This window comes from Hymenobacter sublimis (genome assembly GCF_023101345.1).
Taxonomy (GTDB): domain Bacteria; phylum Bacteroidota; class Bacteroidia; order Cytophagales; family Hymenobacteraceae; genus Hymenobacter; species Hymenobacter sublimis.
Genome location: NZ_CP095848.1, coordinates 1,885,018 through 1,911,895 on the forward strand (window position 1 = coordinate 1,885,018; position 26,878 = coordinate 1,911,895).

Here is a 26,878-nt window from a genome sequence, read left to right on the forward strand (position 1 = left end):
GCGTAGCGCCCCCGGTGCGGGCAACCAACGGAATATCACCTGACAACCAGATTGTAGATGTCTGAACTCCAAACCCTGATTGAGGCTGCCTGGACCGACCGGAGCCTGTTGCAGCAAGCGGCCACCACGGAGGCCATCCAGCACGTAATTGAAGAACTTGATAAAGGCCGCCTGCGCGTGGCTCAGCCCGGCACTACGGAAGGGGCCGACTGGCAGGTCAACGATTGGGTGAAGAAAGCAGTTATCCTGTACTTTCCCATCCGCCAGATGGAAACCATTGAAGTGGGGCCCTTTGAGTTCCGCGACAAAATGCAGCTCAAAACTAACTACGAGCAGCAAGGCGTGCGCGTGGTGCCTCCAGCCGTAGCCCGCTACGGAGCTTACCTGGCTCCCGGCGTTATCATGATGCCGAGCTACGTGAACATTGGTGCCTGGGTAGGCGAGGGCACGATGGTAGACACCTGGGCTACGGTAGGCTCCTGCGCCCAGATTGGTGCGGGTGTGCACCTGAGCGGCGGCGTGGGCATTGGTGGCGTGTTGGAGCCAGTGCAGGCTGCTCCTGTTATTGTAGAAGATGGGGCCTTCGTGGGCTCGCGCAGCATTCTGGTAGAGGGCTGCTTTGTCGGCAAGGAAGCTGTCATCGGGGCGGGTGTTACCATCACGGGCAGCACCCGCATCATCGACGTAACCGGTTCTGAGCCCAAGGAGTACCGGGGCTACGTACCGGCCCGCTCCGTGGTCATTCCGGGTTCTTTGCCCAAGCAGTTTCCAGCCGGCGAGTACCACGTACCTTGCGCCCTGATTATTGGGCAGCGCAAGCCCAGCACCGACCTGAAAACCTCCCTCAACGACGCCCTGCGCGAGCATAACGTAGCCGTGTAGTCCGGCCATTGAGAGGCTTCCGTGTCGGTTGCCCCAAGCAACTACTCTATATCGTACCCTGCGCACTTTGTGCCAGGGTACTTTTTTTCCACGGCCAGATACGAGATATTGCGCAGCGGTGGGGAGTTTCCCCGCTTCAATTCCCCCGATTCTATTCTTGATGAGTACCCTTAAATCAGTAGTGTCCGCGGCGCAGGCCCGCGACGAAGTCCGCGACTACGTATCCCAGGAATTAAACATTGACCCCGAGCTGGTGCAAACGCGCGTGGCCTTTAACCGGGAATTGCCCTGGGTCGACGGGCGCACGCGGCCCTGCTTTCTGGTGGAATGGGCCGAGCCCAACGGCCGCGACGGGGTAGCCATTGCCGGCCCTTACACGCACAACTTCTTTGAGTTTAGCCGGGCCGATGCCTACCAGCTAGGCGCCCAAAATGCGTGGCGGCAGCAGCTGTTAAACCTGTACGCAGGCTGCGAGCTAGTCGTACGGGCCCGGCTGACCCAGAGCCTGACCGATGTAGCGGACCCCACCCGCCTCGCCCTCATCCAGCAAAACCTGGAAGAGCGAACTAACTGGCGCGTGGGCGTAAACGTTTCCCTGCGGGACTTCCTGCGCCTGGGCACCGACGAGTACTACATCTTTAACGGCAGCTGGGTCTGGAACCCAAACTACCGCTATTCGCACCTGAAAGGCTTTATTCCTTACGGCAGTAAAACCCTGATGGAACTGCCCAAACAAGAGTTTATTCCCGTAAAGTCGCACTCACCTTTCGAGGCTATTCCGCCGCTGGGCGAGGATGGGGCTTACCCCGGCGAGTTGGTGAGCTTTATCATTGTGAAAAACAACCAGATCCTGGAAACCCGCGCCCTCGACCTGTACGCCCGCACCCTCATGAACCAAGTGGCCCTGTTCTATGCCCTCGGCCGGGAGCATGGCCCCTTCCAAATTGATTTGCAGGAGCAGCAGTAAGCGCCGCTACGCTGAGTTGCTCGCGGCCAAGGCTAATTACTTTGCCTAGCAAGCAAAACGGCCCGACCTGACAAAATCAGGTCGGGCCGTTTTGCTTGAGCTGCGGGCTAGTAGGAGCGAGCTTCGGTCTTGAGCTTGTCGCCGAATACGGCCTTTACTTTATCCACTTTGCTTTTCACTACAAACTGGCAATAAGGCTGGGAGCCGTTCAGGTTGTAGTAATTTTGGTGGTAAGCCTCGGCAGGGTAAAACACCGTGAGCGGCAGGATTTCGGTGGTGATAGGGCCATCGAAGGCGTTAGCGGCGGTTAATTGCTGTTTGTATGCCTCGGCCGTGCGCTGCTGTCCCTCGTTGTGCGTGTACACTCCCGAGCGGTATTGCGTGCCCGTATCGTTGCCTTGGCGGTTGAGGGTAGTAGGGTCGTGGGTTTTCCAGAAGACTTCCAGCAGCTCCTCGTAGCTGATAACGGCCGGGTCATATGTAATCTGAATAACCTCGTTGTGGCCGGTCAGACCACTGCACACTTCCTTATAGGTAGGGTTGGCAATGCGGCCGCCCGTGTAGCCCGATACTACTTTTTGCACCCCGTTTAAATTCTGAAATACGGCTTCGGTGCACCAAAAGCAGCCGCCGCCAAATGTGGCTTGTTCCATTGAAATAGTGGTAAGGAGTCGAAGGCAAAACTGAACCTCTATAAGCGAATTTCGGCCCCAAAGGTTTCAGGTAAGCCCAACCACAAACGCCCCTCCCGGCGCAACCGGAAAGGGCGTTTGGTTTAACCAGCAGTTGGGTGGAGCTTAATTGCGGAAGCGCTCAGCCAGCACCAACTCCTTGCTACCGTGAGTCCAGGAGTAGAAGCCTTCCCCAGACTTAACGCCCAGTCTGCCGGCGGTTACCATGTTCACCAGCAACGGGCACGGGGCGTACTTCTGGTTGCCCAGGCCCTCGTGCAGCACCCGCAGAATGGCCAAGCACACATCCAGCCCGATGAAGTCGGCGAGTTGCAGCGGGCCCATGGGGTGGGCCATGCCCAGCTTCATGACCGTGTCAATTTCCTCTACGCCCGCTACCCCCTCGAACAGGCTGTAAATAGCCTCGTTAATCATGGGCATTAGAATGCGGTTGGCCACAAAGCCGGGGTAGTCATTCACCTCCGTCGGGGTTTTTCCCAGCTCCCGCGACAGGTCCATGATGCGGCTCGTCACCTCATCGGAAGTAGCGTAGCCCCGAATTACTTCTACCAGCTTCATTACCGGCACTGGGTTCATGAAGTGCATGCCAATCACCTGCTCGGGGCGCTTGGTTACGGCGGCAATTTTGGTGATGGAGATGGAAGAGGTGTTGGAGGCCAGGATAGCCGCCGCCGGCGCGTGCTGGTCTAGCTCCCGGAAGATGTTCAGCTTTAATTCCACGTTTTCGGTGGCTGCTTCCACTACTAGGTCAGCATTGCGCACACCTTCGGCCACGCTGGTATAGGTAGTCAGGCGGCCCAGGGTAGCGGTTTTGTCGGCATCCGTGAGGGAGCCTTTCGCGACCTGCCGATCCAGGTTTTTTCCGATGGTGGCTACTCCCTTGTCGAGGGCCGGCTGGTTGATATCGATAAGAGCAACGGGAAACCCGTGCTGGGCGAATACGTGGGCAATGCCATTGCCCATAGTGCCCGAGCCAATAACGGCAACGTTAAGCATAAGAGAAAAGAGGTTGGGTGGGAAGGAAACGCAGGAGCCATGCCGGCTGCTGAGAGTGGCGCAAAGCTACACGGAAAGCGGAGCGGCTCAATGATGGATTAGGACATTTGGTTATTTATATACTTTATTTTCTAAGGATAAAAGCGGGCTAATCGGTGTTTAAAGGCTGGTTTTACAGCTAGGCTGCGCGCGTCAGGAAAAAAATATGAATATCTGATAAACCTTTTTTCATAACGCCAGCGTACAAAACCGCAGATGCAGCCCTAACCACGTACTCACCCAGATACACGGTTTTCTGTCTCTGAACTCTCCCTAACCTTTCACCAACTCTCTCCTCTCACCATGGGCAACCTACTGTATATCATTGCCGTCATTCTGATCATCATTTGGGCCTTGGGCTTCTTCGGTGTACTCGGAACCGGTATCCAGGGCAACAGCCTGATTCACGTTTTGTTAGTTATTGCTATTATCGCCATTCTACTGCGTGTAATTCGCGGTGGGCGGGTAGTGTAACTAGCTTCCTCATTCCACTTGGTAGTGGAATTCTTTAGTCCGAAAAACACAAAAAAGCCTGACTCAATTGAGTCAGGCTTTTTTGTGTTTTGTCCTTCTGATTTACTTTAAATCAAACAAGAAACTAAAGCGTATAACAGGCTGGCCGTAGATGTCGTTGATGCCGTCGTTGAAGTTGTAGAGCACCACAATGTCAGCGGCGGCCCGGTCCCCAATCTGTTGGCGGTAGCCCGCACCGGCCAAGGGGGTTTTCACCGTGAGCTTGCCCTTGAATAGCTGACCAGTGGACTGATCCTGATACAGGACTTCGGCCTTAGTTACCTCGTACTCGCCGTGCAAAAAGAACTGGTCGAACACGATAAACTGCGCAAAACCTTTGAGGCCCAAGCTATTGGTTTTGATGCTCTCAGAGCCCCGGGCCGAGTAACTATTGTAAGCGTAGGAGATGCCAGGGCCGATGGCAAACCGCTTGGAAACTCGGTAGCCAATAGCTGGTGCCAGGCTGGCACTGAACTGATTGAACCCATAAAGGCTGCTAAAGCCTAGGCCAAAGTTGCTGTACAGGAAGTAGCGGCGCATCGGAAGCTCTGGCGCTGCTACCCCGGGCCGCTGGGGCAAATCTAAGCCCGAGGGCCGGCTAGGGTCGTAGGGGGCGTTAGAGGCCGGGACGCCCGGCTGCACCGGTTCAGTAGGAGCCGTGGGCGTGGGCTGGTACACGGGCGGCGCCGTCGTGCGCGGTGGGGCTGGGGCGGTACCGGGCGGGGCCGTGTTTAGTTGGGGCTTCACGGTGCGGGTAGTGTCCGTAACCTGCGCCGAAACGGTAGGGGCCAACCCAAGGCTGGCCCCCCCCATAAGTAGTAAGAACAGAAGTCGTTTCATATTCTTGCTAGAACGTAACTACGAAACCAACTGATACATGCGCTGGCGTTGCGCCTTGATATTCTCATCGGCCAGGTACTCTTCGTAGCTCATGCGGCGGTCGATGATGCCGTCCGGAGTCAACTCAATGATGCGGTTAGCTACGGTTTCTACTACCTGCAAGTCGTGGGAAGCAAAAATCAGGGTGCCGGCAAAGTCCCGGAGGGAGTTGTTCAGGGCCGTGATGCTTTCCAGATCCAAGTGGTTCGTTGGGTCGTCGAGCACCAGCACGTTGCCGCCTTCCATCATCATCTTGGAAAGCATGCAGCGCACTTTTTCGCCCCCGCTCAGTACGTTCGACTTCTTCTGCGACTCCTCGCCCGAGAACAGCATCCGCCCCAGGAAGCCCCGGATAAATGACTCGTCTTTTTCCGTGCTGTACTGGCGCAACCAGTCTACCAGGTTCAAGTCGGTGTTGAAGAACTCTGTGTTTTCCTTGGGGAAGTAGCTGGGCGTAATAGTGGTACCCCACTTAAAGTCGCCGGTGTCAGGCTTGGTTTCTTCGAACAGGATGTCGAACAGGAGGGAGGCGGCCCGGTCGTCGCGGCTGATAATGGCCACCTTGTCCTTCTTATCGAGGGAGAAGGACACATTGCGGAAGATGGTCTGGCCGTCTACCGACTTGCTCAGGTTTTCTACCGTGAGCAGCTGGTTGCCCGCCTCACGCTCCGATTTGAAGGCGATGTACGGGTACTTGCGCGATGAAGGCTTGATTTCCTCTAACGTCAACTTCTGGAGCAACTTCTGGCGCGAGGTAGCCTGCTTCGACTTAGAAGCATTGGCCGAGAAGCGGCGCACAAACTCTTCCAGTTCCTTGCGCTTGTCTTCCGTTTTCTTATTCACCTCCTGGCGCTGGCGCAGGGCCAACTGCGACGACTCGTACCAGAACGAGTAGTTGCCGGGATACATCGTGATTTTCGAGAAGTCCAGGTCAGCCATGTAGTTACACACCGCGTCGAGGAAGTGTCGGTCGTGGCTTACTACAATAACCGTGTTCTGGAAAGAGTCGAGGAAGTTCTCCAGCCACAGCACGGTTTCGGCGTCGAGGCCGTTCGTGGGTTCGTCTAGCAGCAACACGTCGGGGTTACCGAACAGGGCCTGGGCCAGCAGTACGCGCACCTTGTCGGAAGTACCTAGGTCGCCCATGAGGGTCTGGTGCTTGTCTTCCGAAATGCCAAGGCCGGAGAGCAGTTCAGCGGCTTCGTATTCGGCATTCCAACCCTCCAAATCGGCAAATTCGCCTTCTAAGGCCGCGGCCCGCTCCCCGTCGGCGTCCGAGAAGTCGGCTTTGGCATACAGCGCATCCTTCTCTTCCATCACCTTCCACAGGCGCTGGTGGCCCATGATAACCGTCTGGAGCACCGGGAAAGCGTCGGCGGCAAACTGGTCCTGCTTCAGGACCGAAAGCCGCGCCCCCTTGGGCATGTCAACCGAGCCGGTATTGGCCTCAATTTCGCCAGACAGGATTTTCAGGAAGGTGGATTTACCCGCGCCGTTGGCCCCAATTAGGCCGTACACGTTGCCGGGCATGAATTTAATCGTAACGTCTTCGAACAATACGCGCTTGCCGTAGCGCAGGCTTACGTTGGAGGTGCTGATCATATCAAATGTGTGCGGAGAAACTTGGGGGAACGACAGGTAGCAACAGAAGCTGCTGACGTTGGCGCGCAAAAATACGCAAAATGCCTCGGCCCGCCGGGGTTCATCGGTCGGGATAAGTCAGATTGGAAAAAAAAGCAAACCGAATTCACAACCAGCTGCCGAACAATACGGTATAAAAAGTAACTGATGGCAGATAGCTGGGCTGGAAGTGCAGGGAAAACAGAACTCTCACTACCCCTAGTTCCCGGAACTCTCCCGTCTACCGTTCCTCTTTCCTCACCCTGGATTCTTTCAACGTATGGCAGCATCACGCATTACCCCCGAAACGAATGGCATTCGCTATGGCCTGTTTACGGCCGGCGGCATGATCTTATATTTTTTGATTGCCTCTCTGACTGGCTTGTCGGAGCGTATTGAATTTAGCTTTCTCAACGCCGTTATTCTGGCCGTTGGTATCTGTTTGGCTATTGTAAACTACAAGCGGTTTCGGCAGGACCGGATGCCTTACCTACATGGTTTTGGGACGGGTATTATTACAGCCATTGTGGCTTCGGTAATTTTTGCCTTCTTCTTTATTCTGTATGCCGGTGTGCTTAACCGCAACGTCATGGATGGTATCCGGGCTCAGGATCTGTTCGGCTTTGATCTGTCGGTAACTATTGCCTTCCTCGCCATCATCCTGCAAGGTGCCATGTCCGGCGTGATTATCTCCTTAGTAGCCATGCAGTATTACAAAAGCCCCGACCATAAACCCGTCACGGAAATCGAGTAGTTCAAGCATACTTAATGTGAACAGAGCAAAGCCGACCTGCTGGTCGGCTTTGCTTGTTATATGGCTATATAGAAGCAGGTATATAAATATGTTTATTTCTATAAATATTTATACAAAAAAAATAAGTGACTAAGTTGTTGTGTTTAAATTTGTATATATTTGTACTAACAAAAGAGTGCGGTTGAGCTGAATTTTTCTTTAACAAGAATCGTTTATCCAGCATAACACCTCCATCTCTGCACGACTACTTGTTTTCATATGAGAACCTTACTACTCACTTTCTTACTTATTGGCACGCTAAGTTCAGCCGCATTTGCTCAGCGGCGGGACCGATATGCGGAGCGGCCCGGGGACACGGACCCGTCAATTGAGCGGGTTGATGAAGTTACCCGGCAGATGAGCACCCAATTGCACTTGAACGAGGCTCAATTCATCAAACTCCGTGAGGTTAACAAGGTGAAGCTTGCTCGCTTAGAGGAGATTCAGTGGCAATACGTTGAAGATGGCCAGCTACGCAATGCTAAAATAGCCGAGCTGGAAGCCCAGTACGAAGCTGAATGTGGCCGTATCTTAACTCCTTCTCAACTTAGCCTTTTCCGCGAAGAGCAGAAGCGTGATTCAACCCCTACCGGGCCTGCTAACTCCAACGAAGGTGGGTTAGGTTAATTCTCCTTCAAGCCAACTAGCTTGGCTCGAATTATAATCACAAGGCCGCTCCAGGTAACCTGGAGCGGCCTTGTGGTTTATCAGCTGACCGGACCGAAAGGTGAGCCCAACCCAGAAGTGGCCTCTTTCAAAAGGTGCCGCTCTCAACAGGGGGTGAGTGACTTATATCTTTACTACGGGAATAATTACCTCTGTAATGGTGCCAGTGGCCCCGCTACGTAGCAATACTCGGGAGCGGGTAGAGCGAGGATGCCCAGGGGCGCACTGCTGGCCGGCGGCCACGTAGTAAACGTAAACTTTGTCGCTTTGCTCGCCTAGTTCTTCCTCATCGGGGTGGCCTAGCAGGGAGGTTACGTCATTAAGACGAGCACCGTACAGCTCGTTCCGGTGCTTTTCCAAAATGGGTAGGAGCGCCGCGCGCCGGCTCTGGCATCCGTAGGAATCCTTGCGCCATGCCGCGGAGTCGAAGCCGGGGAAGTCGGGTAGGGCGTGGCCGCAACCGCTTAGCAGCGCGGCCAGAAGAAGGCCGCCGGCGAATCGGGAAAGAAAGCAGGGAACGGTTTGCAAGAGCAAGGAGTTTGGGACCCAAAGGGTAGTGAAAGAAAAGCGCTATTTTTGATCTGCCCAGAACAGCAAAACTGGTTTTACCACCGCAATTTACTTCGCCCGACTGATTTAGCCGATGACGAACGTGTTAACTGGCGTTGCCGCAGTACTTCTTAGCTTCTTGATGATTGGTACGCCGCTGGCAGCTAAGCCGGCAGGCATTTCCCGCGACAAATCTCCGACTGCTGCCGTTTGGAGCCCCCAGGAAAAGGCCCTCGTAACGGCCGCTTTCGAACAACACGTCGCCCTTTCCTATGTGCAGGCTAATCTGACACCTACTGGCCTACCCCTCAACGTGTACCGCCGGGCCCTAATTGGTTTTTACAGCCTGCAGCAGCGCGGAACAGCCAGCAACCGCACCCAGGTTTTGTCCATCGTTGACTTCAGCCGCTCCAGCACCCAGAAGCGCCTGTGGGTGATTGACGTCGCGAAAGGCCGCTTGATTCATCATACGTTGGTGGCCCATGGCAAATCCACGGGCGAAGAATTCGCCCGCACCTTCTCCAACCGCGAGGGCTCGGAAATGAGCAGCCTGGGCTTCTATGTAACGGGTACTACCTACCAAGGCAAGCATGGCCTGTCGCTGAAGCTGCACGGCGTGGACTCTGGCTACAACACCAACGCCCTGAGCCGGGCCGTGGTGGTACATGGTGCGGAATACGTTAGCCAGGAGTTTATTCGTCAGCACGGGCGCTTGGGGCGTAGCCAGGGTTGCCCGGCCTTGCCCGTGGACCAGACGCCGGCTATTGTTCGGTCCATTAAGGGCGGAACGGTGCTGTTTGCCAACGGTCCGGCCAGCAGCGGCTACCACTCCGCGTGGCTGAATTTGGATTCGGCCTTATATGCCTTTGCGCGCAACAAGGGACTGGCAGCTCATGTAAGCTAACTCTCCCTTTTTCACTAGAAAATACCAAACGACACCGCCCCGCTTCTGACTACGTGCAGGAGCGGGGCGGTGTCGTTTGGTATTGGTATCGAACGGGTATCTACGCTCGGTCGCCGGTAGTTTTAACCAGGTTGATGCCGGCGAAAAAGAAGATCAAGCCCACGAAAAAGGGCACAAGAGAATTCATCTTACTCAAACCCAGACCTCCGATTTGCAGGAAGCCCAGCGCCCCGGCAATGATGCCGATGATGCCCAGAATAGTGAGAATGCTGCCGAAGGTGCGTTTCTGATTCATGAATAAAACGAGTTGCGGTGGAGGAGAGTAGCCTGCCACGGGGCAAGCCGGAATAGAGGCTCATACGTGAGCCAGCTGAGTTTGGGTTCTGCGCGGGGGCTGGCAACCCTACTGTTGGCTTCGCGTTACAAGCCCTAGAGGCCATTAGGCCCTGTTTTCGCCCTACTCACTCCTTTCCCTACACCAATCATGAGAGGAAATCTTCGTTTCATTATAGCCCTGGTCATGGCTGCCTTTGCCTTCATCCCGTACTACTGCAACACGCAGAAAAACGAGGTAACGGGCGAGGTGCAGCACGTAGACATGTCAGCCGACCAAGAAATAGCGCTGGGCCTGCAGGCTGCTCCCCAAATGGCGCAGCAATACGGCGGCATTCACCCCGATAAGCAGGCTGGGGCCGCCGTGGAGCGCATCGGCCAGCAAATTGTGCAGAGCACGAAGGCCAGTCAGTCTCCCTACCGGTTTCAGTTTCACTTGCTGGCCGATGAGAATACCATTAATGCCTTTGCGCTACCCGGTGGCCAGGTATTTATCACGGCGGGCCTGCTGAAAAACCTTAAAACGGAAGGGCAGGTAGCCGGCGTATTGGCGCACGAAATCGGGCACGTGGTGGGTCGGCACTCGGCGGAGCAGATTGCTAAAACCCGCCTGACTCAGGGCCTGACCGGGGCCGCTGCCATTGGCCTCTTCGACCCGGAGCGGCCCAGCACGGCCGCTAGTGCCGCTGCTGCCGCCATGGTGGGCAAGCTGCTGACGTTGCGCTTTGGCCGGGAAGATGAGCTGGAGGCCGACCGGCTAGCCGTTGATTTCACGCCCGCGGCTGGCTATGACCCCCGCGCCATGATTCAGGTGATGGAAGTACTCGAAAGTGCCAACCGCGGCGGTAGCAGCCCCCCCGAATTCCTGAGCACGCATCCCAACCCCGGCAACCGAATTGAGGAGCTGCAGCGCGACATTGCAGAGGACTTCCCCCAGGGGCTACCCGCTAATTTGAAGCCCTAAGTGGGCCCCAGAAAGAAATACTTGTGCCATAGCCGACCTCACCGTCGGCTATGCGCGTTTTAAGCGGAGGCTACTTGCGCTTAGCCTGTCGTCCTTCGGTTTACCGACTTCTGAATTCTCATTCTTACCAGTAACTTACTTCATGCTTAGTCAACCGCTGCGCTTGTTATTATTTGTGCTAAACCCCATTTCTGGGGATGTGGATAAGAGCACCCTAGAGGCCACCATCAGGCAGTATTGCGAGGAGAGAGGCCGCACCGCTACCTTTTTCCATACCAGTGGCTCCGATGACTTAGCTTCCCTACGCAAGCACCTGTCTGAGCGTAGCTTCGACGCCGTATTTGCGGCCGGTGGCGATGGTACCGTAAGCTTGGTGGCGGAAGCGCTAACAAACTCCAGTACTCCGTTGGGCATCATTCCGCTGGGCTCCGGCAACGGCTTGTCCAAGGACTTGGGCATACCCCAGGAGGTAGAGCAGGCTTTGCGCCTGACCTGGGAGTACGAGCTTCGCACGGTGGACACTTTGCGGGTAGCCGGCATGTTCTCGGCTCACCTAGCCGACTTAGGTTTCAATGCTTTAATAGTAGAGCGTTTTGACCAAGGTGGCGTGCGGGGCCCGGCCGCCTACGTGCGCATTGCTACCCAGGAGTACGTTGCCTACGAGCCCGCCACGTACCACATTGAAACCGATCTGGAAACTTGGGAGGGGCCCGCCTTTATGCTCACGGTTGCCAACGCCAGCACGTTCGGTAGCAACGTCATCATCAATCCTGATGGGGAGCTGGACGATGGCCAGTTTGAAATTTGCCTGATTGAGCCTTTTCCTAGTTCGGCCGCGCCGGGGCTCCTGTACCGGCTCTACACCAACGGGTTTGATGCCTCCGACTATACTCGCCGCCTGTGCTGCCGCCGGGCCCGCATTAGTGTGCCCGGGCAAACGGAGGTACTCGTGCAGGTTGATGGAGAACCTCACCACGTAGCTACACCGGTAGAAGTCGAAATTAACCCTAGCAGCTTGCAAGTGCTGGTGCCCGCCAACCCCTCCCAAACACCTAAGTAGCTACGCCGCCGGGGTGCTTGGCTTGAGTGCGGCTGCCTGGGGTGTTACCACGGGACTTGAGGGTAGGGCGGAGTGCAGTTGAAGCCGAAAAACTTCCTCGTTACCGGGTTCCAGCGTCCGAAGCCAGGTTTCACCCTGAGAGTACACCTCCAGGCTAAAGAAACCCTTATGCTCATGCACAAACGTAGCCCGACCGCCCTTTTGGACAAAGGCCGTTTTGCTACCCGAGCCGCTAACTAGATAATGACCGCCTTTGTACTGGAAATACTGGAGGTTATGGTCATGGCCTGCTGCGTATATAACGCCCGGAAAATCGTGCAGAACGCGGAGTAAGCGGCGGCGCATTTTGCGGTAGCGCGGGTGAGCCATGTCCTCGGCCGCACCCACTACTTTCCGGTAAAGCGGGAGCAGAGAGCCAACAAGCGGGAGGGGTACGTAGGCTTGTTTATACACGGTGGTAAGCGGGAATACGTGCTGCTTGGCCGTGAACTTGCCCCCGTGCAGAGCATTGGAGTAAAGCGGATGATGCCCAGCTACCACAACGCGCTGGTGGCGGTTTTCCTCCAGCAAGCGGCGCAGCTCCCGGAAGGGCGCCTTCGAGTCGGCGGCTGGCCGGGGCCCGCGCTGCACCCACCACTGCGTGTTCAGGACAATGAGCAGTAAGTTGTCAGTTAGTTGCAGGGTTACGGGTCCGGGGTGCCCATCTAGCGGTAGATAATGGGCCCTGGGCAGCTGCTCCCGCACGTAGGCTTCCTGCCGGCGCAGGTATTCCCAGCCATCGGGGCGGCCCTTGTTCCAGTCGTGGTTACCGCTAAGCAGAACGACCTGGCCCGGAAAGCGACCCAGCGCCTCCAACAGTGTATGGAAGCGCGCTTCGGCCGCAGCGCGCCCAGGGTGCTCGGGTGCGGGCAAACCCGTCGGGTACACATTGTCGCCGAGGATGATAACCGTGCCGTTAGGACCGGTTTCTTGCTGCCAGCTCGTTAGCAAGTTCAGAATCGGGTCCGTGCCGTCGGTGGCCACCGCCCCGGGGTCGCCGAGCAAGGCCACCCGGTGCAGGGGCTGCTCCGCGGGCACCGGCTGCTGGGCCCAGTTGTTGTGGGCCGGCGCCACATAGGGGCGTCGTCGGTACTGCCGCTCCTGGTAGAAGCGGTACAGCAGCCACCCCATTAGCAAGAGGGTAGCGGTGATAAGTGAATACAGAAGTAGAGAGGAAAGTGGCACGGGCAAACAGAACTATTCCTGGCTATACGGATGGCTCCTGTTCGGGGCGAAACAAGAAAGGAGGATGCTGCAGGAATTATAATCAGTGATGAATCAAGGGCTTAGAAGGAGGGAGGCGTGAGATTTTTGAAGTGACCATTTAACCGAACTCGCTCCTTCAGCCGCTCCGTTTCCTGCAGCACCGGCAAAATGTGCAGCAGATGTTCAAATACTCGTTGCTGGCGTTCGGCTTCGGTGGCGGCCTCTAGCAGCTCGTACTCTTGTTCCGTGCTAAGGCCCAGGTTGTGGGCAATGTCATACACCCGAAAATCAGTGGGTAAGTCCAGGAACAGCCGCCGCAGGCCCAGAATCTCGTAGAGCTGCTGAATCAGGGCCCGGGTCCGTTCGTGCAGGTCCGGGTCGGGTGTGTTGTCATCGGGCAGATCGGCAACGGTTGCCCCCGCGTAGAGCTTGCCCGGTAGCTGCCGAAAGAACTCCTCCACGCGGACCAGCCCAACGGCTTGGGTCTTGATGTCCATTTCGCCCGAAGGGTAGGTTTTAGCCACACTCACCAGCCGCATTTCCGTAGTGAAAGTGCTGACGCTATTATTGAGGTAGGGCGGAATGCCAAAGGTGATACCCTCCGCCACGCAGTCGTGCACGAGCTGGCGGTAGCGGGGCTCAAAAATGTGGAGGTTAAGCTTTTCCCCCGGAAACACCACGAGGTTTAGCGGAAACAGGGCGAGGGTACGAGTCATACTTCTTCAACCGAAAAGGACGTGAAATGTCAGCGCAAACCGTCGGCTAACCGTGCCTACGCCCTAAAATCTGCTACTTTTGCTTCGAGGCCCAGGCCTTCAGATTTCACTTTACGTTAGTTGCTGATTTCGTGACGAATTACAGGCAAGCGGCCCGCCGGGCCGGGCGCATCGCCCTTCAGGTACTCGCTGCTCTCTTCCTGACGTCGGTGGCTTGGGTGCTGGTGTACCGTTGGGTAAGCCCGCCGGCTACCTGGCTGATGCTGGACCGCCGCGCCCATGCGCCCGTAGGATTAGGCTACCACGGCATCCGGGAAGACGACCGGCGCATCGACTACGACTTCAAAACCCTGGATGAAGTGTCGCCCCATTTGCCTTTGGCCCTGGTGGCGGCCGAAGACCAGCGCTTCCTGATTCACCACGGCTTCGATGGCGACGCCCTCCTAAAGGCAGCTAAATCGAACCTCAATGGAGGGAAACAACTCCGCGGCGGTAGTACTATCTCGCAGCAAGTAGCCAAAAACGTGTTCCTGTGGTCGGGCCGTAGCTACGTGCGCAAGGCAGCCGAAGCCTACTTCACTTTGCTGATTGAGCTCCTTTGGAACAAGCGTCGGATCATGGAAATGTACATGAACGTGGCGGAAATGGGCGACTGCATCTTTGGGGCAGAAGCCGCTTCACAACAGTATTTTCATAAGTCGGCCAAGAAGCTTACGCCGGCGGAAGCGGCGTTACTGGCGGGAGTATTGCCCAACCCGCTGCGGTTTCGGGCGGCCCACCCTGGGCCCCAGGCCCGGGCCAAACAGAAGCGGGTCATGCGCAATATGCGTCGGCTGGGCGGCACTACCTACGTGCGCACCCTCATGGATAAATAGTCCCGAGTTAAGCCCGATAGTAGCCCGCAAAACACAAGCCGGTACACTAGGGTAGTTGGGTACTCGCCGGCGTGGTTATCTTCCGGACATGAAACCGCTTTTACTTGTTACTGCTGGCGCGCTGCTAACGGCTTGCGCTACCACGCCGCGAGGCACTGCTGACTCAGCCGCTACGCGCCAGGCCATTGCGCAGGTGCTGGCTACTCAAACCGCCGCCTGGAACCGCGGCGACGTGGCCGGCTTCATGCAGGGCTACTGGCAGAATGATTCGTTGGTGTTCATCGGCAAAAGCGGCCTAACCTACGGCTGGCAGCCTACCCTCGACAATTACCGTCGCAGCTACCCCACCGCGGCCGCCATGGGTCAACTCGACTTTTCCAACCTTCGGATTCAGCCCCTAAGCCCGGATGCTGCCCAGGTTATCGGGCGCTGGCACCTGGCTCGCCCTGCCCAGGGCGACCTGCAAGGACACTTCTTGCTCGTCTTTCGCCGTATTGCCGGGCAGTGGGTAGTCGTGGCGGACCATTCAAGCTAGAAGTAGAATAGTGAAATGATAAAGTGGCAAGTGGGACGTTCAACAGGCGCGATGTGGCGCTGTTAGAACCTCCCACTTACCACTTTACCAACTCACCATTTCACTTATTGCATCACTGGGGCGCCGGAACCTTCGCCGTCCAGCTCGGTATCGTCGGAGGCGGCTTCGTCTTTCTGCTTTTCCTGCTCCACGGCCGGAATAGCTTCCTGGAAGATCAGGCCCGTGTTGGCGGCGTGTTTGGCGGCCTGCACTGTGTCCTGTACTAGCAGCATTTCCACCTTGTCAGCCCGCAAATCCTCCGACACCTGCTCTACCAGCGTGGCGCGGTCGGGGCGGTTAACGTCGCGGATGTAGATGGCCAGAATCCGGCCGGGGTGGCGGCGCACGACCTCCCGGTAAATGTTGGCATCCTCCTGGCCCGAGTCGCCGATGAGCACGAAAGGTAGCGTGGGGTACGTCAGCAGTAGGTTGTCGATTTCTTTGAGCTTGTGGCCGTGGTGCTCCGAGGCATCAGTGCTTTGCTTGCGCTTGAGGGCCATGTCGCGCAGCAACAGCGGGCCGGGCGGAATTTCGTTGAGCTGCAGGAAGTCTTCCAACAGGTCGTAAAGGTTCCAGGGCGAGCTGCTAACGTAGAAAAAGGGGTTGTTGCGCTTGCCATTACGGCCTAGCTGCAGCTGCCGGTAAAACTCGGCAACGCCCTTGAAGGGTAGGCGGGAGCGGGCATTACGCAGCAAGACAATGCGCGCCATGCGTAGCAGGTCCGTGGCGGAGGTTTGAATAACCGTATCATCCAGGTCGGAAATGATGCCGTACTCCGCATCGGCGGGCGGAATAAGCACCATGGCCCGCGTGTTGAGGCCCGCTGGGGTAGGAAAGGGGGCCGGTGCCTGGCTTAGGAGCACATCTACGGGGTACCACAAAAAATCAACCGGCTCGGGGAGTGACTTGGGCTCCAGATTTAGGCTAAAGTAGCCTTCCTCATCCGTCACCACCAAATGGTCGGAACCATCGGAGGGGCGCACATTGAGCTGGGCTCCGCTGATTTCGTTGCTGTCGAAGCGGCGGTACATGTTCAGCAGGTTGTTCCAGCGCGAGTCGGACGGGTCGGGTTCGCCTATGCCCTTGTCCGTGAGCAGGCGGCCTTTCACGTAGAGGCGGTTTGGGGTGCCGTAGCTACGATAGGCCAGTAGCTGAAGCGGATGAAGCAGGCCCAGGCGGGCACGGGTGCGGGTGAGGGCATCGTCGGCCCGTTCGGCCCAGCTGCTGAGTTTGTCGAGTAGAGGCATCGGGCGTAAAGAAAGCGTAAAGCACCATACCTACGTACTGCCCGGGCCTGGGTGTTGCCGAGCTGGCTGCTTGTGGCTCAGAATCAGCCACAAAAAAGCCTTCTACCCGCGGGCAGAAGGCTTTTCCGGCTATAAACTAATGGGTGCCCGTTAGAGGGAGCTTTTCAAGGTAGTGAAGTCGGAACTGGCGGCCGAGCGGTTCCGGCAGCCCAGTTGGTCGGCTTTGGTTTGGATGTTCTGGATACGGGAGCCGGGGTTGGGGTGGGTGCTCAAGAACTCAGGGGTGGCAGACTGGCCCTCCTTCTCCGCCTTGATAAAGAAGCCGGCCGCCCCGTCGCAGGCGTAGTAGTTGGTGCCGTTCAGGTATTCCACCGAGTACGCATCGGCTTCCGTTTCGTAGTCGCGGCTGAACTTGAGCTGGCCCAGGCTGGAGGCTACATCCACCAACGTGTTTTGGTTTTCGCCCAGCAGCAAGCTCAGTAGCACACTAATGCCATACTGGCTCTGCAGTTGGCGCGAGGTATGGCGGCGGTCGGCGTGGGCAATTTCGTGGCCCAGTACACCCGCCAGCTCCGTTTCATTATCCAAGTACTTAATCAGGCCCGAATACACGTAAATGTGCCCACCGGGGGTAGCAAAAGCGTTTTGGGTTTGGTCGTCCCGGATGATTTTTACATCCCAGGGAAACTCGTTGCGGTACTGCAGCTTGCCGCTGTCGAGCACGCGCGTGACGATGCGGTTGAGGGCAGCGTAGGCGGTTGGGTTGCTGCTGCGCTCCAGCAACTGTCCTTTGGCCCGGAAGGTAGAATCGGTTTGGGCGGCTACTTTTTCGCCAAGGGCTTTATCATCTTCAATCGAAAACAGCAGTACCCCATCCCCATCTTTGGAGCAGGAGGAAGCAACGGTACCAAGGGTGGCTACCAAGCCACATAAAAGCCAGGGTTTGAAAAGCAAACGACGCATAAAACGCGGATATAAGAAGAAAAGAGAAAGGAGGGCAGTGCCGATCAGTTAGAAAAAACAATGCCAGAACTAGTAGCCTGCTAACGCGGCCCGCCCGCTCCATGTTGCTTTTTGCGGGCTCCAAGGCAGGGTGCAGGTACTAGCAGCCGGAGGATCAGCTAGTAAGAAATGAGGTAGTGGTGCCTTACCTGTGGCTGTATCATAGCGGCGCGGGCGCAGCCGACGGCAGAAACTAGCCGCAGCGGCCCAGCTGCTGCAGGGGCTGCTACCCTTTCTTTGTTTGCCACGTACAGCTAGGTCCCAAGCGCGGCACTAGGCCGCCCGGTTTCTGCTTTTCATTCTGCCATGTCTACTCCCTTATCTGCCCGCCCCAAAACCCGTAAAAAGAAGCTTGAGCCCCTAGAAGAGGCCCACGTGCTGTACAAAGACCCGGCCCGGCAGGCGGAATTAGCGGGCCTGCGGTACCTGACGGATACCCGGCCTGGTATCACGCGGGAGGCCGCCGCTGAGGGTGAATTCCGCTACCTCACGGCCAAAGGGGAAGCCGTGGAAGACGAGAAAACGCTGACTCGTATTCGAGGCTTCGTGATTCCGCCCGCCTGGACGGAAGTCTGGATTTCGCCCTCGGCCACTACCCATTTGCAGGTGACGGGCCGAGACGCCAAGGGCCGCAAGCAATACCTCTACCACCCAGCCTGGGACCAGGCGCGGGCCCTCACCAAGTTTAGCCGCCTGCGGGCCTTCGGGGAAAAGCTGGCTGAGCTACGCCAGCAACTGTACAAGGACTTGGGCCGCCCAACGCTTGACAAGCGCAAAGTGGTAGCCTTGGTGCTTACGCTCATGGATCAGTCCTTTATCCGCATTGGCAATAAGGAATACGCCAAGAAAAACAAAACCTACGGCCTGACCACGCTGCGCGACAAGCACGTGCAGGTGAGCGGGGCGGATGTGCGGTTCAGCTTCGTGGGGAAGAAAGGCGTACCTCACGACCTAACCATTCACGACCGGAAACTGGCCCGGCTGGTGCAGAAATGCAAGGAAATTCCCGGCCAGCACCTGTTTCAATACTACGCCCCCGATGGGCACCGGGAGGAGCTGGAATCCGGCGACGTAAACACTTATTTGCAGGAGGTAACCGGCATGCAACTGTCGGCCAAGGATTTCCGCACCTGGGGCGGCACCGTGAAGATGGTAGAGGCCCTAGAGCGGATTATTGATGAAGAGCCGGAATTCCCGAAGCCCAAGGGCCTAAAGCGCGCCCTGAAGGACGTGGCCGAGAACCTAGGTAATACACCTACGGTCTGTTCCAAATACTACATCCATCCCCAGGTAGTTGAGCTGTTTAATTCCGACCAGCTCATTGACTACCTACGTCGCCACGACGCGGACCCTGCGGAGAATGATCTGCTCACGCCCACGGAGCACATGGTGCTAGAAATGCTGCAGGAGTTAGAGGTGGTGAAAAAATGATGCGGTGAAGAACTGTAACAGTTCGTGAGCCTACGTAGCACCAAGGGCCTTATTACGCCAGCACAAGCACCGGAACAATGGCTTGCACTGGCGTAATAAGGCCCTTGGCTTTATAATAAGTTTTTTAGCTCACTACCTCACCTCCCTGAGCCGTCCCGGTCGAAGGCGTGGGAACGGACGCTGTGCTCGGTGCAGTCCTTGGTTTCTGGGCCGGGCTCAAGCACGTTGTTGCGTCTGGTGTCATAGAATTGGGTTCGTTTGCGCCAGCCAGCAACGCGGGAAGAATCCTGCAGCAGGTCGGAGTCGGGGCCGCCGTATACTTCCAGAATGGGGGAGCGGCGCACCCGGCCCGAAACCACAAACTCATCTTTCCCTTGCAGTCCGTGCAAAACTACCCTGTGGGTAGCGGCTGGGTTGAAGGTACGGCGGTAGAGTAGGGTAGGCTTGCGCTTGTCTTCGTCGTCGGGTAGCTGATACACTGAAACCACAGTAGCCGTGTCGTTGCGACGCTCCACTATAAACCGTTCGTTTTGGTCGGTGCCGGCTACTACCACCCGGTGAGCTTTCAGGCGGTAGAACTCCTCAGCGGCCTGGGGCAGCTTGGCCCGGCGCGCGCGCAAAGCGGCTTCCATAGCGGGGCCTTCCAACCGGTACACCTCTGGCGGCAAGCCTTGGCGCACGGCCCGCGTAATCACCTCATCCGTGAGCCTAGCCTGCAACTCCTGGGCCGTACGCTGATACGCCGCTTCGGGCACCACCGCTAGCGCACGCTCATCGATGAAGGAGGCGTTGCGAGTGTAGCCCTCAATGCTTTGGTACTGGGGCCGGAACGTGCGAAATTTGCTTACCAATTTGCTAGCCAGCCAGGATACGGCCCCATCATCAAACCGGAAAAACACCTGGTCCCGGTCTTGGGGCACTGGCCGCCACAGCACCCGGCCGTCGGGCTGGGCGTAGGCGGCCCAACTCCACTGGCCCTCGTGCCGGTCCCAGTCGCCCAGCCAAATATCAAGTAGGCGGGCCCGCAGAAACGCTTCCCCGTCGATTTGCTGGCGCGGGTTGGCGTACCGGGCGGCCAGCATGTCTTCTGATTCCTCCAGCGCCTGGGCACCAGCCACGGGCCCGGTAATGTTTTGTTTGCCCTCAAACTTCTCCTCCAGCAATACCACCTTACCCCGAAACCGCTCACTGGCAGCGCCCAAGCCGTTTTCATCGGGGCGCACGTAATAGGGCCGGGGAGTGGCGTGGGGCAAGCCCGCCGCTTCGGCCAGGGCCGGCACCACAAAGGCCCCGTAGGGCATGCCGGCGGAGGTAGCGTCGCGGACAGTCTTTAGAATGAACCCTTGCCGAAGCACCTTGGGTAGCGTACGGTAGGGGTCCTTATCAATGGTGCGCAGGGCGTAGCTGCGGCCTGTTGGGGATACCAGCGTCATGCTGATGGTTTGAAAGCCCCCGCCGATTTTTCCGAAGGTTAATCCTCCTGGTACAACACTCTGCGGCTTAAATACGGGCAGCGTAACGGGCTGCACCCAGCTGAGCCGATGATGGCGGCCTAGCAGCCACCGACCCACTAGGCCCCGCTGGTAATGGCGACCCGCCGTTACACGCACGCTGTCAGCAGTGGAAGGCAGGGGGGTAGCGAAATCAGGGCGGGCATCGGGTTGAAAATAGGTTTCCCGGTTACAGGCAGCGGCCGTAAGTAGCAGCAGAAGGCTAGGGTAGCGTAGGTTCATGCGGGGTAAAAAGCGCGGCTAGGTTCCTTCAACGGAACCGCCGCGGAAAAGTACATGCTCCACGGTACAACCGCCACCAGGGAGTTTGCGCTATAAGGTCGGCCGCCCGATGTCGGGTAGCAGTTGTTGGTTTGTAATACTCCTCCTCCGTGCCCTGTTTTTCCTGCGTGTTTCTGCCCGTTGGCTTGCCGGCGGGCCTGCTGGCCGGCTTGTTGTTCGTTTCCTGTTCAGCTCCGGCCCAACGCGGTGCTTCCGGCTCGGCCCTCATTCTCCCCGACTCAACGGTAGTAGTGGCGGCGGGCCCTCACTACCAGCGCAGTGCATTGTACCGGTTTTTCTGGGGCACGCACTACCGGACCCTGTGGGCACTGCCCGTCACGGCCCGGGTGTTTAATCTGCGTACGGCAGTACCGGGCGGCCTCACTCCCATTCGGGAAGGAGGCTCCTTCCAAACCAAAAACCTGCGCTTAGTGGACCGCAACGGCACGCAGTACGTGCTGCGCTCCGTGGATAAAGACGCCACCAAAGCCCTTCCCGAAGCCTTGCAGCAGGGGCCAATTGGGCGGCTGATGAAGGACCAAACCAGCGTCATCCACCCGTACGGTGCCTACATTGTGCCGCCGCTGGCCCAGGCAGCCGGGCTGTACTACACCAATCCGCGCCTCGTGTACGTGGCTGATGATCCGGCCCTGGGGGAGTTTCGGGAGGGTTTTGCCAATGCGTTGTATCTGTTTGAAGAACGCCCGGAGGGTGACCAACGGGCCGTCCGTAGCTTCGGTTTTTCGACCCAGGTAGTAAGCTCCCGCCAGGCCTTTACCAACCTGGTTACCAGCTCCCAGTTTCAGGTAGATGCGCGCCAGTACTTGCGCAGCCGCCTGTTTGATATGTGGCTGGGCGACTGGAGCCGGCGCGAAGATCAGTGGCGCTGGGCCAGCTTTCCGGCTCCCAATGGCCGCGTAGTGTACCGGGCTATTCCGCGCGACCGGGACCACGCCTTTTTTAAGTTTGATGACGGCCTGCTTACGCACATCATCGGCTGGGTGAAATCTAACTACCAGAGCTTCCACGAGAAAATCCGCCTGGCCGACGTAGAAGGGCTTAACCGTGCAGCGCGGCCCATGGATAAGTCGCTGCTAGCCTACCTGGATCAGCAGGACTTCCATCAGATTGCGGATTCCCTGCGCGGTGCTCTTTCCGACGATGTAATCAACCAGTCCTTGGCCGTGTGGCCCCAGGAGGTCCAGCAGCTGGCGGCCCCTGAGTTTCGCCATAAGCTCCGCAGCCGCCGGGAACAGCTCCCGGCCGTGGCAGCCAAGTTCTACGCCTTACTGGCCCAGGACGTAGAGTTGCCAGGTACGGATGAGGCTGAGCGCTTTGTGGTAGAAGCCATAGGGCCCCGGCAGGTGCGGGTGCAGGTTTTTCGGCTTACTCCGCAGGGCGCTACCTTGCTGCATCAGCGCCTATTTACCAGCCCCCAAACCCGCTCCATCAAGCTGTTTGGCCTCGGGGGAAATGATGCGTTTGAATTGCGCGGCCAGCCTGACTCGCGCTTCCAGATTGAGGTATACGATGGCGCGGGCCAGGATTTAGTGGAGGCTACTCCGGCCCCACGTCGTTCGCGCAGCCGCCTCACCATCTACGAGAGTGGCGACGGTAACACGCTACGGGTTGGCAAAACCGACGTCGAAAAATACCGGCCCCATGCCGATGAGTTTGATGCTGCCGGCTGGCTACTACGTCATCGGTTGTATTAGGTAAGACAGCACTCCGGAAGCGGTTGAAACTTAAGGCGCCGAATTGGTTACCGTTGGCGTACACACGCGGTGGAGCCACTGCATAGCGGTGCCTTCATCCCCGAATAATTGCAAATGATAGCCCTGAGTAGGTAGCGGCTGGCGCTGGGCTAGAGCCACCAGTGGGGCGGCCGGGCCGCCCGTGTCCTGCCAGGTGGCAGACACCAAGCAAGCCACATACACGACCGAGCCTAGATCTTGAGACAACGTAGGCAGAAAACTGGTTGCCAGCCAGTCTGCCATTTGCTCGTCCGATAGCGCCCGCCGCCGCGAATCAACCAGCCAGCACGTGGCCCCGTGGTGGCGGGCAGTGGCCAACGCTTCCTGGTAGCCTTGTTGTAGCTCGTGCTGCGAAATTTCGCGCAGCCAGCGTACAATCAATACGTGCAGATCAGGCCGAAATAAGATGCTCAGAGCAGGAGAAGAGTGCATAAGTGCTGCTGCTACGCAGGCCCACTCGAAAAGTTTTAACCTACTTCGGTCATTGCGCCACCGCACCGCCAACAGCATGCCCGCCGCCACAGTTAAAGGCCCTATGAAGCCTTCTGAGGTTCTTATTGCGCCCACATACGATACTTAAGCAAGCCGCGCATACGAGCCGTTTATCAATAGGCGGCCTGCTATTTGCCGAAAAGGGCGCGGTGTGTGCCCTTAAAATGAGAGGGGGTAGCCTTGCCCGTTGAGGCAATTAGGCTGCGGCTTTGAAAATCTTGACCTTATCCTTGTGCTTGGTCCGGAGGTACTGCCGGATAATCTGCTGCACGTCCTTGTTGTCGTTGTAGCGGGTAATGGCCTCCTTAAAATCCGTCAGTTTGCGGGCCGTGAAGGTTTCATCTACGTAGCCAAAGCCCAGGTAGCGCCCATTTTCTACCACCACAATACTCTTCTCGTCAGCCCGACGGCCCAGCCCCGTAATCACGAAGGAGCCGTGCTCGTAGGTAAACGACTCGATGGCGGCCTCTACTCGCTCGTTGTACTCCTCCGCCGGCTCCAGCCCTATACAGGCACCTTTGCAGCGGTGTACTTGGTAATCAAAGCAGGAGCCGGTGGTTTTGTACAGGTCGCAGAGCTTCTGGCAGAGGTTGAACTTGGCGACCTTGTGAAATAGGAAGCCTTTGGCTTTATACTGGTTACCCAGCGCAATCAGGGGATGAGATTCCGCGTGGTCATCGGCGCGGCCATAGTAGAGGTGCTTGTACCCGTTTTCATCCGTGCGTAGGAAAATACCGGCCGGAAACACCGAGCGACGCTGAGCCCGGTTGTAGAGCGGCTTCATGCGCTTGATTTCGTGCGACTCATAAAGCAGGGCTACCAGCTCGGAGCCGGTCAGCTCCCAGGTAATATCCGAAATGGAGTTCTTGAACTCGATGCTCTTGCGCGACTTGTAGTCGACGGCGAAGTGCTGCTGAATCCGCTTGTAGATGTTAATGCTCTTGCCCACATAAATCACCTCGCCCTGCTCATCATGAAAATAGTACACGCCGGCTTCCTGGGGTAGGCTGGCTACTTTTTCGGGGGTGATGTTGGGCGGTAACAAGGCCGTTCGGATGGCATCCTGCACGGCCTTGATTTTGCGGGCTGAGGGCTGCTTGGTGGTAGCGGCGGCACTGCCATTTCTGGGGCGGTTGCCCGCCGGAGCGTTGGCGTCCACGGCCGCCAGTGTATCGGCCGGGCTCAGGCCTGGGGCCGTGAGGGCTTCTTCCTGCTGGCTAATTTTGAGCAAGCGGCCAAACAGAATGGCCGTGGCCGCGGCGTCGCCGGTAGCCCGGTGCCGGTCGTTGAGCGGAATCCCGATGTTCTGGCAGAGCTTGCCCAAACTGTAGCTAGGCTGCCCCGGCATCAGGGAGCGGCTTAAGCGTACCGTGCACAGCGTTTTGCGGGAGTAGTTGTAGCCCAAATCCGCAAACTCCTTTTTCAGAAAAGAATAGTCGAAGCGTACATTATGCGCCACAAACACGCAGCCCTCCGTAATCTCGACGATCCGGCGCGCTACCTCATGAAACTTAGGCGCGTCGCGCACCATATCATCCGTAATGCCCGTGAGCTGGGTAATGAAAAACGGGATGGGCCGGCCGGGGTTCAACAGGGTGCTGAACTCATCCACTACCTTCTCACCGTCGTGAATGTAGATGGCTATTTCCGTGATGCGGTCCTGCGCGGGCTGCCCTCCGGTAGTTTCAAGGTCGATGATGGCGTACAAACGAGAAGCGGATTCGGGTAAACAAACGTGCTAATGCTATTGGTAACAAAGATACGCCCCCGGAAGGTTGCAACGCCGGGTTGCCTTCCCGAAGCGGCTTCTGGCTCAGCCTTAAAAGCAGAAAGCCTACCAAGGTGGTAGGCTTTCTGACAAAAGAAATTTGCTAATGGCTTAGCGGGTGCCTTTCTGCTGGGTAATCCAGTTTTTAGCCGACAGGATTTCGCTGTGCTGCTTCTGAATTACAGTGCGGGCTTCGGCGGGCAGGTTCTGCGATTTCATAGCCGTTTCATACGACTGCAGTGCCACGGCATCACCCGTTTCGCACTCGCCAAGAATAGCCGAGTCGTCCTGGCCCGTAATGGCCGATTTGATGTTGATCCAGCCGCGGTGTACGGCAGCGGCGGCGTCGGCTACTAGGCCTTCAACCGTGTTGCCTTCTTCCGTGTTGATGCCGTACTGCTGGGCATGCTGGGAAAGCTCGGAAGCAAACTGGGCCCGCTGCTGGCTGAATTGGCTGAACTTAGCCTTCAAGTCGCTGCTGCTGGCGCCTTCGGCGGCTTCCTGATAGCCTTTCGCGGCGGTTTTGTTGATTTCTACGAGGTCGTTGTAAGCGCGGGCGGCGTCGCCGGTTATAGTGGCCATGATGAAGCGTTTTAAATGAATGGTAGGGAAAGAGAAATGCTGCCGGGTAGGCAACACATGGGCTTTTATACCCTTCCCGCCCCGTGGAGGTTGCCTAAGCAGGATTATAAAATTTCGGTCTTGAGGCGCTACCTGCGCGTTTCAGCTAAAAAAAATCCCCGTTAGCTTCAGCCAACGGGGAAAGGGTAGGAGCCTCAATAGGTGAGCTACTTAGGCTGCTTTGCCCGTAACGCGCCCCCACAGTCGGCCCAGGAAGCCGGGCTGCTTCTCGCCAGGCTTCGTAGAATCGTCGCCTTCGGCCGTGTCGCCGAGCAGGAAGCCCCAGGGCTCCGTCACTTTGTTGGCATCCAGCACTACCTTGATAACGGCCATAATCGGAATGCTCAGAATCATGCCGGGCGTGCCCCAGAGCTCGTTGCCCAAAATCAGGGCCAGAATGGCAGCCAGCGGGTTGATGCTTACCTGCGAACCAGTAATCATGGGCGTGATAAAGTTGCCTTCCAGGAACTGCACCACCACAAACACGCCAATGACCAGCGCGGCCTGCACCACCGAGCCGGTTTCTACCAGGGTGATAATAGCCGGGATGGTCGCCCCAATCATGATGCCGATGTAGGGAATAACGGCCAGCACCGAGGCAAAAATGGCGAAGAAGATGGCAAACTTAACCCCCAGCGCTACCAGCCCGATACCGTTTAGCACGGCCACAATGAGAATAACCTTCACCAAACCCGAAATGTAGGCCTGCACGACCGTCTGGATGCTGTCCACGGTGTGCAGCACCGCCGTACGCTTATCGGGAGCTACGAAGCGGAACATGAACTGCCGCAGATGGTCGCGGTAGAGCAGCAGACAGAAGATGTAAATAAACACCTGCAGAATATTGCTCAGGGCCGCCGTGGTAGTGTTGAGCGTAGTACCCAGATACGTACCACCCGACTTCTTCAGAGCCTTCATCGTCGACTCCTTCACGTCTTCAATGCTCATGGGTTGGTAGCCGAACCGCTGGTGAGCCCACTCCTGCGCCGTGTTGAAGAACTCCATGGTTTTGGCCTGCAGCTTGGGAATCTCGGTTTTAAACTGAGTTAGTTGGGAGCCAAACCCGAGCACGAAGCCCGCAAAAATCAGTACCAGCAGCAGCAAGCACAGGATGATGGCCAGCACCCGAGGCAGGCCCCGCAGCTCCAGCCACCGGCAGATGGGCAGCAACAGCAGGGCAAAAACGCCCGAGAAAACCAGTGGCAGCAGCACGTCGTCGAGTACGCGCAGGGTGTACACCAGCAGCACGGCCCCTATCATAAGAAAGGCAAACTGAACCACGGGGGCTTGCTTTACCTCCTGGCTGGGCTTATGGCCCGAAGGAGGCAAATGATGTTGGGTAGCGGGAGGAAACATATTGCTAAAAAAATTGGTAAGCCAAACAGATTGGGAGTGAAGGTAGTGGCCAATGTTGGCCGTTTTTGTGGGAACAAACCCTGTTAAATTGGGGTTGATACGGGGAATTTTGCTAACTTCGCTAGCGAAAGAAAGACGCGGAAAAGGCCAATTTTCTGCGTTATTTTA

General features: G+C 57.2%; 27 protein-coding genes. 12 read left to right on the forward strand and 15 right to left on the reverse strand.

Annotated features, from left to right (window positions below):
- The first annotated feature begins 57 nt into the window (after nucleotides 1-57).
- Nucleotides 58-882, forward strand: a complete 825-nt coding sequence (locus tag MWH26_RS07955; protein ID WP_247976782.1) for a 2,3,4,5-tetrahydropyridine-2,6-dicarboxylate N-succinyltransferase — start codon at nucleotides 58-60, stop codon at nucleotides 880-882.
- 160 nt (nucleotides 883-1,042) lie between these two features.
- Nucleotides 1,043-1,849, forward strand: a complete 807-nt coding sequence (locus MWH26_RS07960) for a hypothetical protein (RefSeq protein WP_247976783.1) — start codon at nucleotides 1,043-1,045, stop codon at nucleotides 1,847-1,849.
- A 107-nt stretch (nucleotides 1,850-1,956) separates the two neighbouring features.
- On the opposite strand, the gene msrA is transcribed toward MWH26_RS07960, so the two are convergent.
- Entirely contained in the window at nucleotides 1,957-2,502 is a 546-nt protein-coding gene (msrA, locus tag MWH26_RS07965; protein WP_247976784.1) for a peptide-methionine (S)-S-oxide reductase MsrA, read from the reverse strand.
- 144 nt (nucleotides 2,503-2,646) lie between these two features.
- Complete coding sequence (locus tag MWH26_RS07970; protein ID WP_247976785.1) at nucleotides 2,647-3,537, reverse strand: 3-hydroxybutyryl-CoA dehydrogenase; 891 nt, start codon at nucleotides 3,535-3,537, stop codon at nucleotides 2,647-2,649.
- A 342-nt stretch (nucleotides 3,538-3,879) separates the two neighbouring features.
- Between MWH26_RS07970 and MWH26_RS07975 the strand changes: the two genes are divergently transcribed.
- The gene (locus MWH26_RS07975) at nucleotides 3,880-4,050 is read left to right on the forward strand and encodes a lmo0937 family membrane protein (RefSeq protein ID WP_244696067.1); all 171 of its coding nucleotides are present in this window, start codon (nucleotides 3,880-3,882) and stop codon (nucleotides 4,048-4,050) included.
- Nucleotides 4,051-4,152: 102 nt separating this feature from the next.
- Here MWH26_RS07975 and MWH26_RS07980 read toward each other — a convergent pair whose 3' ends face one another.
- The gene (locus MWH26_RS07980; protein WP_247976786.1) at nucleotides 4,153-4,929 is read right to left on the reverse strand and encodes a hypothetical protein; all 777 of its coding nucleotides are present in this window, start codon (nucleotides 4,927-4,929) and stop codon (nucleotides 4,153-4,155) included.
- A gap of 18 nt (nucleotides 4,930-4,947) precedes the next feature.
- Entirely contained in the window at nucleotides 4,948-6,570 is a 1,623-nt protein-coding gene (locus tag MWH26_RS07985; protein WP_244696069.1) for an ABC-F family ATP-binding cassette domain-containing protein, read from the reverse strand.
- Between the two features lie 298 nt (nucleotides 6,571-6,868).
- Here MWH26_RS07985 and MWH26_RS07990 point away from each other — a divergent pair, with 298 nt between their 5' ends.
- Together MWH26_RS07990 and MWH26_RS07995 are read left to right on the forward strand one after the other, a co-directional pair.
- The gene (locus MWH26_RS07990; RefSeq protein ID WP_244696070.1) at nucleotides 6,869-7,342 is read left to right on the forward strand and encodes a DUF4199 domain-containing protein; all 474 of its coding nucleotides are present in this window, start codon (nucleotides 6,869-6,871) and stop codon (nucleotides 7,340-7,342) included.
- Nucleotides 7,343-7,600: 258 nt separating this feature from the next.
- Nucleotides 7,601-8,008 carry a hypothetical protein gene (locus tag MWH26_RS07995; RefSeq protein ID WP_244696071.1) on the forward strand — a complete coding sequence of 136 codons (408 nt, stop codon included), beginning with the start codon at nucleotides 7,601-7,603 and terminating at the stop codon, nucleotides 8,006-8,008.
- 162 nt (nucleotides 8,009-8,170) lie between these two features.
- Here the strand turns inward: MWH26_RS07995 and MWH26_RS08000 are convergent, their stop codons facing one another.
- Nucleotides 8,171-8,575, reverse strand: coding sequence for a hypothetical protein (locus MWH26_RS08000; RefSeq protein ID WP_247976787.1), 405 nt, complete (start codon nucleotides 8,573-8,575; stop codon nucleotides 8,171-8,173).
- 115 nt (nucleotides 8,576-8,690) lie between these two features.
- Here MWH26_RS08000 and MWH26_RS08005 point away from each other — a divergent pair, with 115 nt between their 5' ends.
- Nucleotides 8,691-9,500 carry a murein L,D-transpeptidase catalytic domain family protein gene (locus MWH26_RS08005; protein WP_244696073.1) on the forward strand — a complete coding sequence of 270 codons (810 nt, stop codon included), beginning with the start codon at nucleotides 8,691-8,693 and terminating at the stop codon, nucleotides 9,498-9,500.
- 100 nt (nucleotides 9,501-9,600) lie between these two features.
- Here MWH26_RS08005 and MWH26_RS08010 read toward each other — a convergent pair whose 3' ends face one another.
- The gene (locus MWH26_RS08010) at nucleotides 9,601-9,795 is read right to left on the reverse strand and encodes a hypothetical protein (RefSeq protein ID WP_244696074.1); all 195 of its coding nucleotides are present in this window, start codon (nucleotides 9,793-9,795) and stop codon (nucleotides 9,601-9,603) included.
- A 225-nt stretch (nucleotides 9,796-10,020) separates the two neighbouring features.
- Here MWH26_RS08010 and MWH26_RS08015 point away from each other — a divergent pair, with 225 nt between their 5' ends.
- A complete protein-coding gene (locus MWH26_RS08015; RefSeq protein WP_247976788.1) occupies nucleotides 10,021-10,797 on the forward strand; it encodes a M48 family metallopeptidase in 777 nt (258 codons plus the stop codon).
- Between the two features lie 142 nt (nucleotides 10,798-10,939).
- Complete coding sequence (locus MWH26_RS08020) at nucleotides 10,940-11,857, forward strand: diacylglycerol/lipid kinase family protein (RefSeq protein WP_247976789.1); 918 nt, start codon at nucleotides 10,940-10,942, stop codon at nucleotides 11,855-11,857.
- On the opposite strand, the gene MWH26_RS08025 is transcribed toward MWH26_RS08020, so the two are convergent.
- Entirely contained in the window at nucleotides 11,858-13,027 is a 1,170-nt protein-coding gene (locus MWH26_RS08025; RefSeq protein ID WP_247976790.1) for a metallophosphoesterase, read from the reverse strand.
- Nucleotides 13,028-13,182: 155 nt separating this feature from the next.
- The gene (locus tag MWH26_RS08030) at nucleotides 13,183-13,818 is read right to left on the reverse strand and encodes an LON peptidase substrate-binding domain-containing protein (protein ID WP_247976791.1); all 636 of its coding nucleotides are present in this window, start codon (nucleotides 13,816-13,818) and stop codon (nucleotides 13,183-13,185) included.
- A 131-nt stretch (nucleotides 13,819-13,949) separates the two neighbouring features.
- Here MWH26_RS08030 and mtgA point away from each other — a divergent pair, with 131 nt between their 5' ends.
- Together mtgA and MWH26_RS08040 are read left to right on the forward strand one after the other, a co-directional pair.
- On the forward strand, nucleotides 13,950-14,693 hold the full coding sequence (mtgA, locus tag MWH26_RS08035) for a monofunctional biosynthetic peptidoglycan transglycosylase (protein ID WP_247976792.1): 744 nt from the start codon (nucleotides 13,950-13,952) through the stop codon (nucleotides 14,691-14,693).
- 88 nt (nucleotides 14,694-14,781) lie between these two features.
- Nucleotides 14,782-15,228: a YybH family protein gene (locus tag MWH26_RS08040; RefSeq protein WP_247976793.1), complete on the forward strand. Its 447-nt coding sequence runs from the start codon at nucleotides 14,782-14,784 to the stop codon at nucleotides 15,226-15,228.
- A 104-nt stretch (nucleotides 15,229-15,332) separates the two neighbouring features.
- Here the strand turns inward: MWH26_RS08040 and MWH26_RS08045 are convergent, their stop codons facing one another.
- Both MWH26_RS08045 and MWH26_RS08050 read right to left on the reverse strand, forming a co-directional pair.
- Nucleotides 15,333-16,514: an App1 family protein phosphatidate phosphatase gene (locus tag MWH26_RS08045; RefSeq protein WP_247976794.1), complete on the reverse strand. Its 1,182-nt coding sequence runs from the start codon at nucleotides 16,512-16,514 to the stop codon at nucleotides 15,333-15,335.
- Between the two features lie 150 nt (nucleotides 16,515-16,664).
- Complete coding sequence (locus MWH26_RS08050; RefSeq protein WP_247976795.1) at nucleotides 16,665-17,477, reverse strand: M48 family metalloprotease; 813 nt, start codon at nucleotides 17,475-17,477, stop codon at nucleotides 16,665-16,667.
- Between the two features lie 345 nt (nucleotides 17,478-17,822).
- Between MWH26_RS08050 and MWH26_RS08055 the strand changes: the two genes are divergently transcribed.
- Nucleotides 17,823-18,947: a DNA topoisomerase IB gene (locus MWH26_RS08055; RefSeq protein ID WP_247976796.1), complete on the forward strand. Its 1,125-nt coding sequence runs from the start codon at nucleotides 17,823-17,825 to the stop codon at nucleotides 18,945-18,947.
- A 137-nt stretch (nucleotides 18,948-19,084) separates the two neighbouring features.
- Here MWH26_RS08055 and MWH26_RS08060 read toward each other — a convergent pair whose 3' ends face one another.
- On the reverse strand, nucleotides 19,085-20,680 hold the full coding sequence (locus MWH26_RS08060) for a hypothetical protein (RefSeq protein ID WP_247976797.1): 1,596 nt from the start codon (nucleotides 20,678-20,680) through the stop codon (nucleotides 19,085-19,087).
- Between the two features lie 149 nt (nucleotides 20,681-20,829).
- Here MWH26_RS08060 and MWH26_RS08065 point away from each other — a divergent pair, with 149 nt between their 5' ends.
- Nucleotides 20,830-22,434, forward strand: coding sequence for a hypothetical protein (locus tag MWH26_RS08065; protein ID WP_247976798.1), 1,605 nt, complete (start codon nucleotides 20,830-20,832; stop codon nucleotides 22,432-22,434).
- A gap of 30 nt (nucleotides 22,435-22,464) precedes the next feature.
- Here MWH26_RS08065 and MWH26_RS08070 read toward each other — a convergent pair whose 3' ends face one another.
- The 4 genes from MWH26_RS08070 to MWH26_RS08085 all read right to left on the reverse strand — a co-directional run bounded on the left by MWH26_RS08070 (nucleotide 22,465) and on the right by MWH26_RS08085 (nucleotide 26,710).
- The gene (locus MWH26_RS08070) at nucleotides 22,465-22,905 is read right to left on the reverse strand and encodes a hypothetical protein (protein WP_247976799.1); all 441 of its coding nucleotides are present in this window, start codon (nucleotides 22,903-22,905) and stop codon (nucleotides 22,465-22,467) included.
- A gap of 256 nt (nucleotides 22,906-23,161) precedes the next feature.
- Entirely contained in the window at nucleotides 23,162-24,673 is a 1,512-nt protein-coding gene (locus MWH26_RS08075) for an exonuclease domain-containing protein (protein WP_247976800.1), read from the reverse strand.
- Between the two features lie 171 nt (nucleotides 24,674-24,844).
- Entirely contained in the window at nucleotides 24,845-25,315 is a 471-nt protein-coding gene (locus tag MWH26_RS08080) for a ferritin-like domain-containing protein (protein ID WP_244696091.1), read from the reverse strand.
- A gap of 210 nt (nucleotides 25,316-25,525) precedes the next feature.
- On the reverse strand, nucleotides 25,526-26,710 hold the full coding sequence (locus MWH26_RS08085; RefSeq protein WP_244696092.1) for an AI-2E family transporter: 1,185 nt from the start codon (nucleotides 26,708-26,710) through the stop codon (nucleotides 25,526-25,528).
- Between the last annotated feature and the right edge of the window lie 168 nt (nucleotides 26,711-26,878).

Coding starts and splice junctions, on each gene's coding strand:
- MWH26_RS07955 (WP_247976782.1), top strand. CDS start 58: ATGTCTGAACTCCAAACCCTGATTGAGGCTGCCTGGACCGACCGGAGC.
- MWH26_RS07960 (WP_247976783.1), top strand. CDS start 1,043: ATGAGTACCCTTAAATCAGTAGTGTCCGCGGCGCAGGCCCGCGACGAA.
- msrA (WP_247976784.1), bottom strand. CDS start 2,502: ATGGAACAAGCCACATTTGGCGGCGGCTGCTTTTGGTGCACCGAAGCC.
- MWH26_RS07970 (WP_247976785.1), bottom strand. CDS start 3,537: ATGCTTAACGTTGCCGTTATTGGCTCGGGCACTATGGGCAATGGCATT.
- MWH26_RS07975 (WP_244696067.1), top strand. CDS start 3,880: ATGGGCAACCTACTGTATATCATTGCCGTCATTCTGATCATCATTTGG.
- MWH26_RS07980 (WP_247976786.1), bottom strand. CDS start 4,929: ATGAAACGACTTCTGTTCTTACTACTTATGGGGGGGGCCAGCCTTGGG.
- MWH26_RS07985 (WP_244696069.1), bottom strand. CDS start 6,570: ATGATCAGCACCTCCAACGTAAGCCTGCGCTACGGCAAGCGCGTATTG.
- MWH26_RS07990 (WP_244696070.1), top strand. CDS start 6,869: ATGGCAGCATCACGCATTACCCCCGAAACGAATGGCATTCGCTATGGC.
- MWH26_RS07995 (WP_244696071.1), top strand. CDS start 7,601: ATGAGAACCTTACTACTCACTTTCTTACTTATTGGCACGCTAAGTTCA.
- MWH26_RS08005 (WP_244696073.1), top strand. CDS start 8,691: ATGACGAACGTGTTAACTGGCGTTGCCGCAGTACTTCTTAGCTTCTTG.
- MWH26_RS08010 (WP_244696074.1), bottom strand. CDS start 9,795: ATGAATCAGAAACGCACCTTCGGCAGCATTCTCACTATTCTGGGCATC.
- MWH26_RS08015 (WP_247976788.1), top strand. CDS start 10,021: ATGGCTGCCTTTGCCTTCATCCCGTACTACTGCAACACGCAGAAAAAC.
- MWH26_RS08020 (WP_247976789.1), top strand. CDS start 10,940: ATGCTTAGTCAACCGCTGCGCTTGTTATTATTTGTGCTAAACCCCATT.
- MWH26_RS08025 (WP_247976790.1), bottom strand. CDS start 13,027: ATGGGGTGGCTGCTGTACCGCTTCTACCAGGAGCGGCAGTACCGACGA.
- MWH26_RS08030 (WP_247976791.1), bottom strand. CDS start 13,818: ATGACTCGTACCCTCGCCCTGTTTCCGCTAAACCTCGTGGTGTTTCCG.
- MWH26_RS08040 (WP_247976793.1), top strand. CDS start 14,782: ATGAAACCGCTTTTACTTGTTACTGCTGGCGCGCTGCTAACGGCTTGC.
- MWH26_RS08045 (WP_247976794.1), bottom strand. CDS start 16,514: ATGCCTCTACTCGACAAACTCAGCAGCTGGGCCGAACGGGCCGACGAT.
- MWH26_RS08050 (WP_247976795.1), bottom strand. CDS start 17,477: ATGCGTCGTTTGCTTTTCAAACCCTGGCTTTTATGTGGCTTGGTAGCC.
- MWH26_RS08055 (WP_247976796.1), top strand. CDS start 17,823: ATGTCTACTCCCTTATCTGCCCGCCCCAAAACCCGTAAAAAGAAGCTT.
- MWH26_RS08060 (WP_247976797.1), bottom strand. CDS start 20,680: ATGAACCTACGCTACCCTAGCCTTCTGCTGCTACTTACGGCCGCTGCC.
- MWH26_RS08070 (WP_247976799.1), bottom strand. CDS start 22,905: ATGCACTCTTCTCCTGCTCTGAGCATCTTATTTCGGCCTGATCTGCAC.
- MWH26_RS08080 (WP_244696091.1), bottom strand. CDS start 25,315: ATGGCCACTATAACCGGCGACGCCGCCCGCGCTTACAACGACCTCGTA.
- MWH26_RS08085 (WP_244696092.1), bottom strand. CDS start 26,710: ATGTTTCCTCCCGCTACCCAACATCATTTGCCTCCTTCGGGCCATAAG.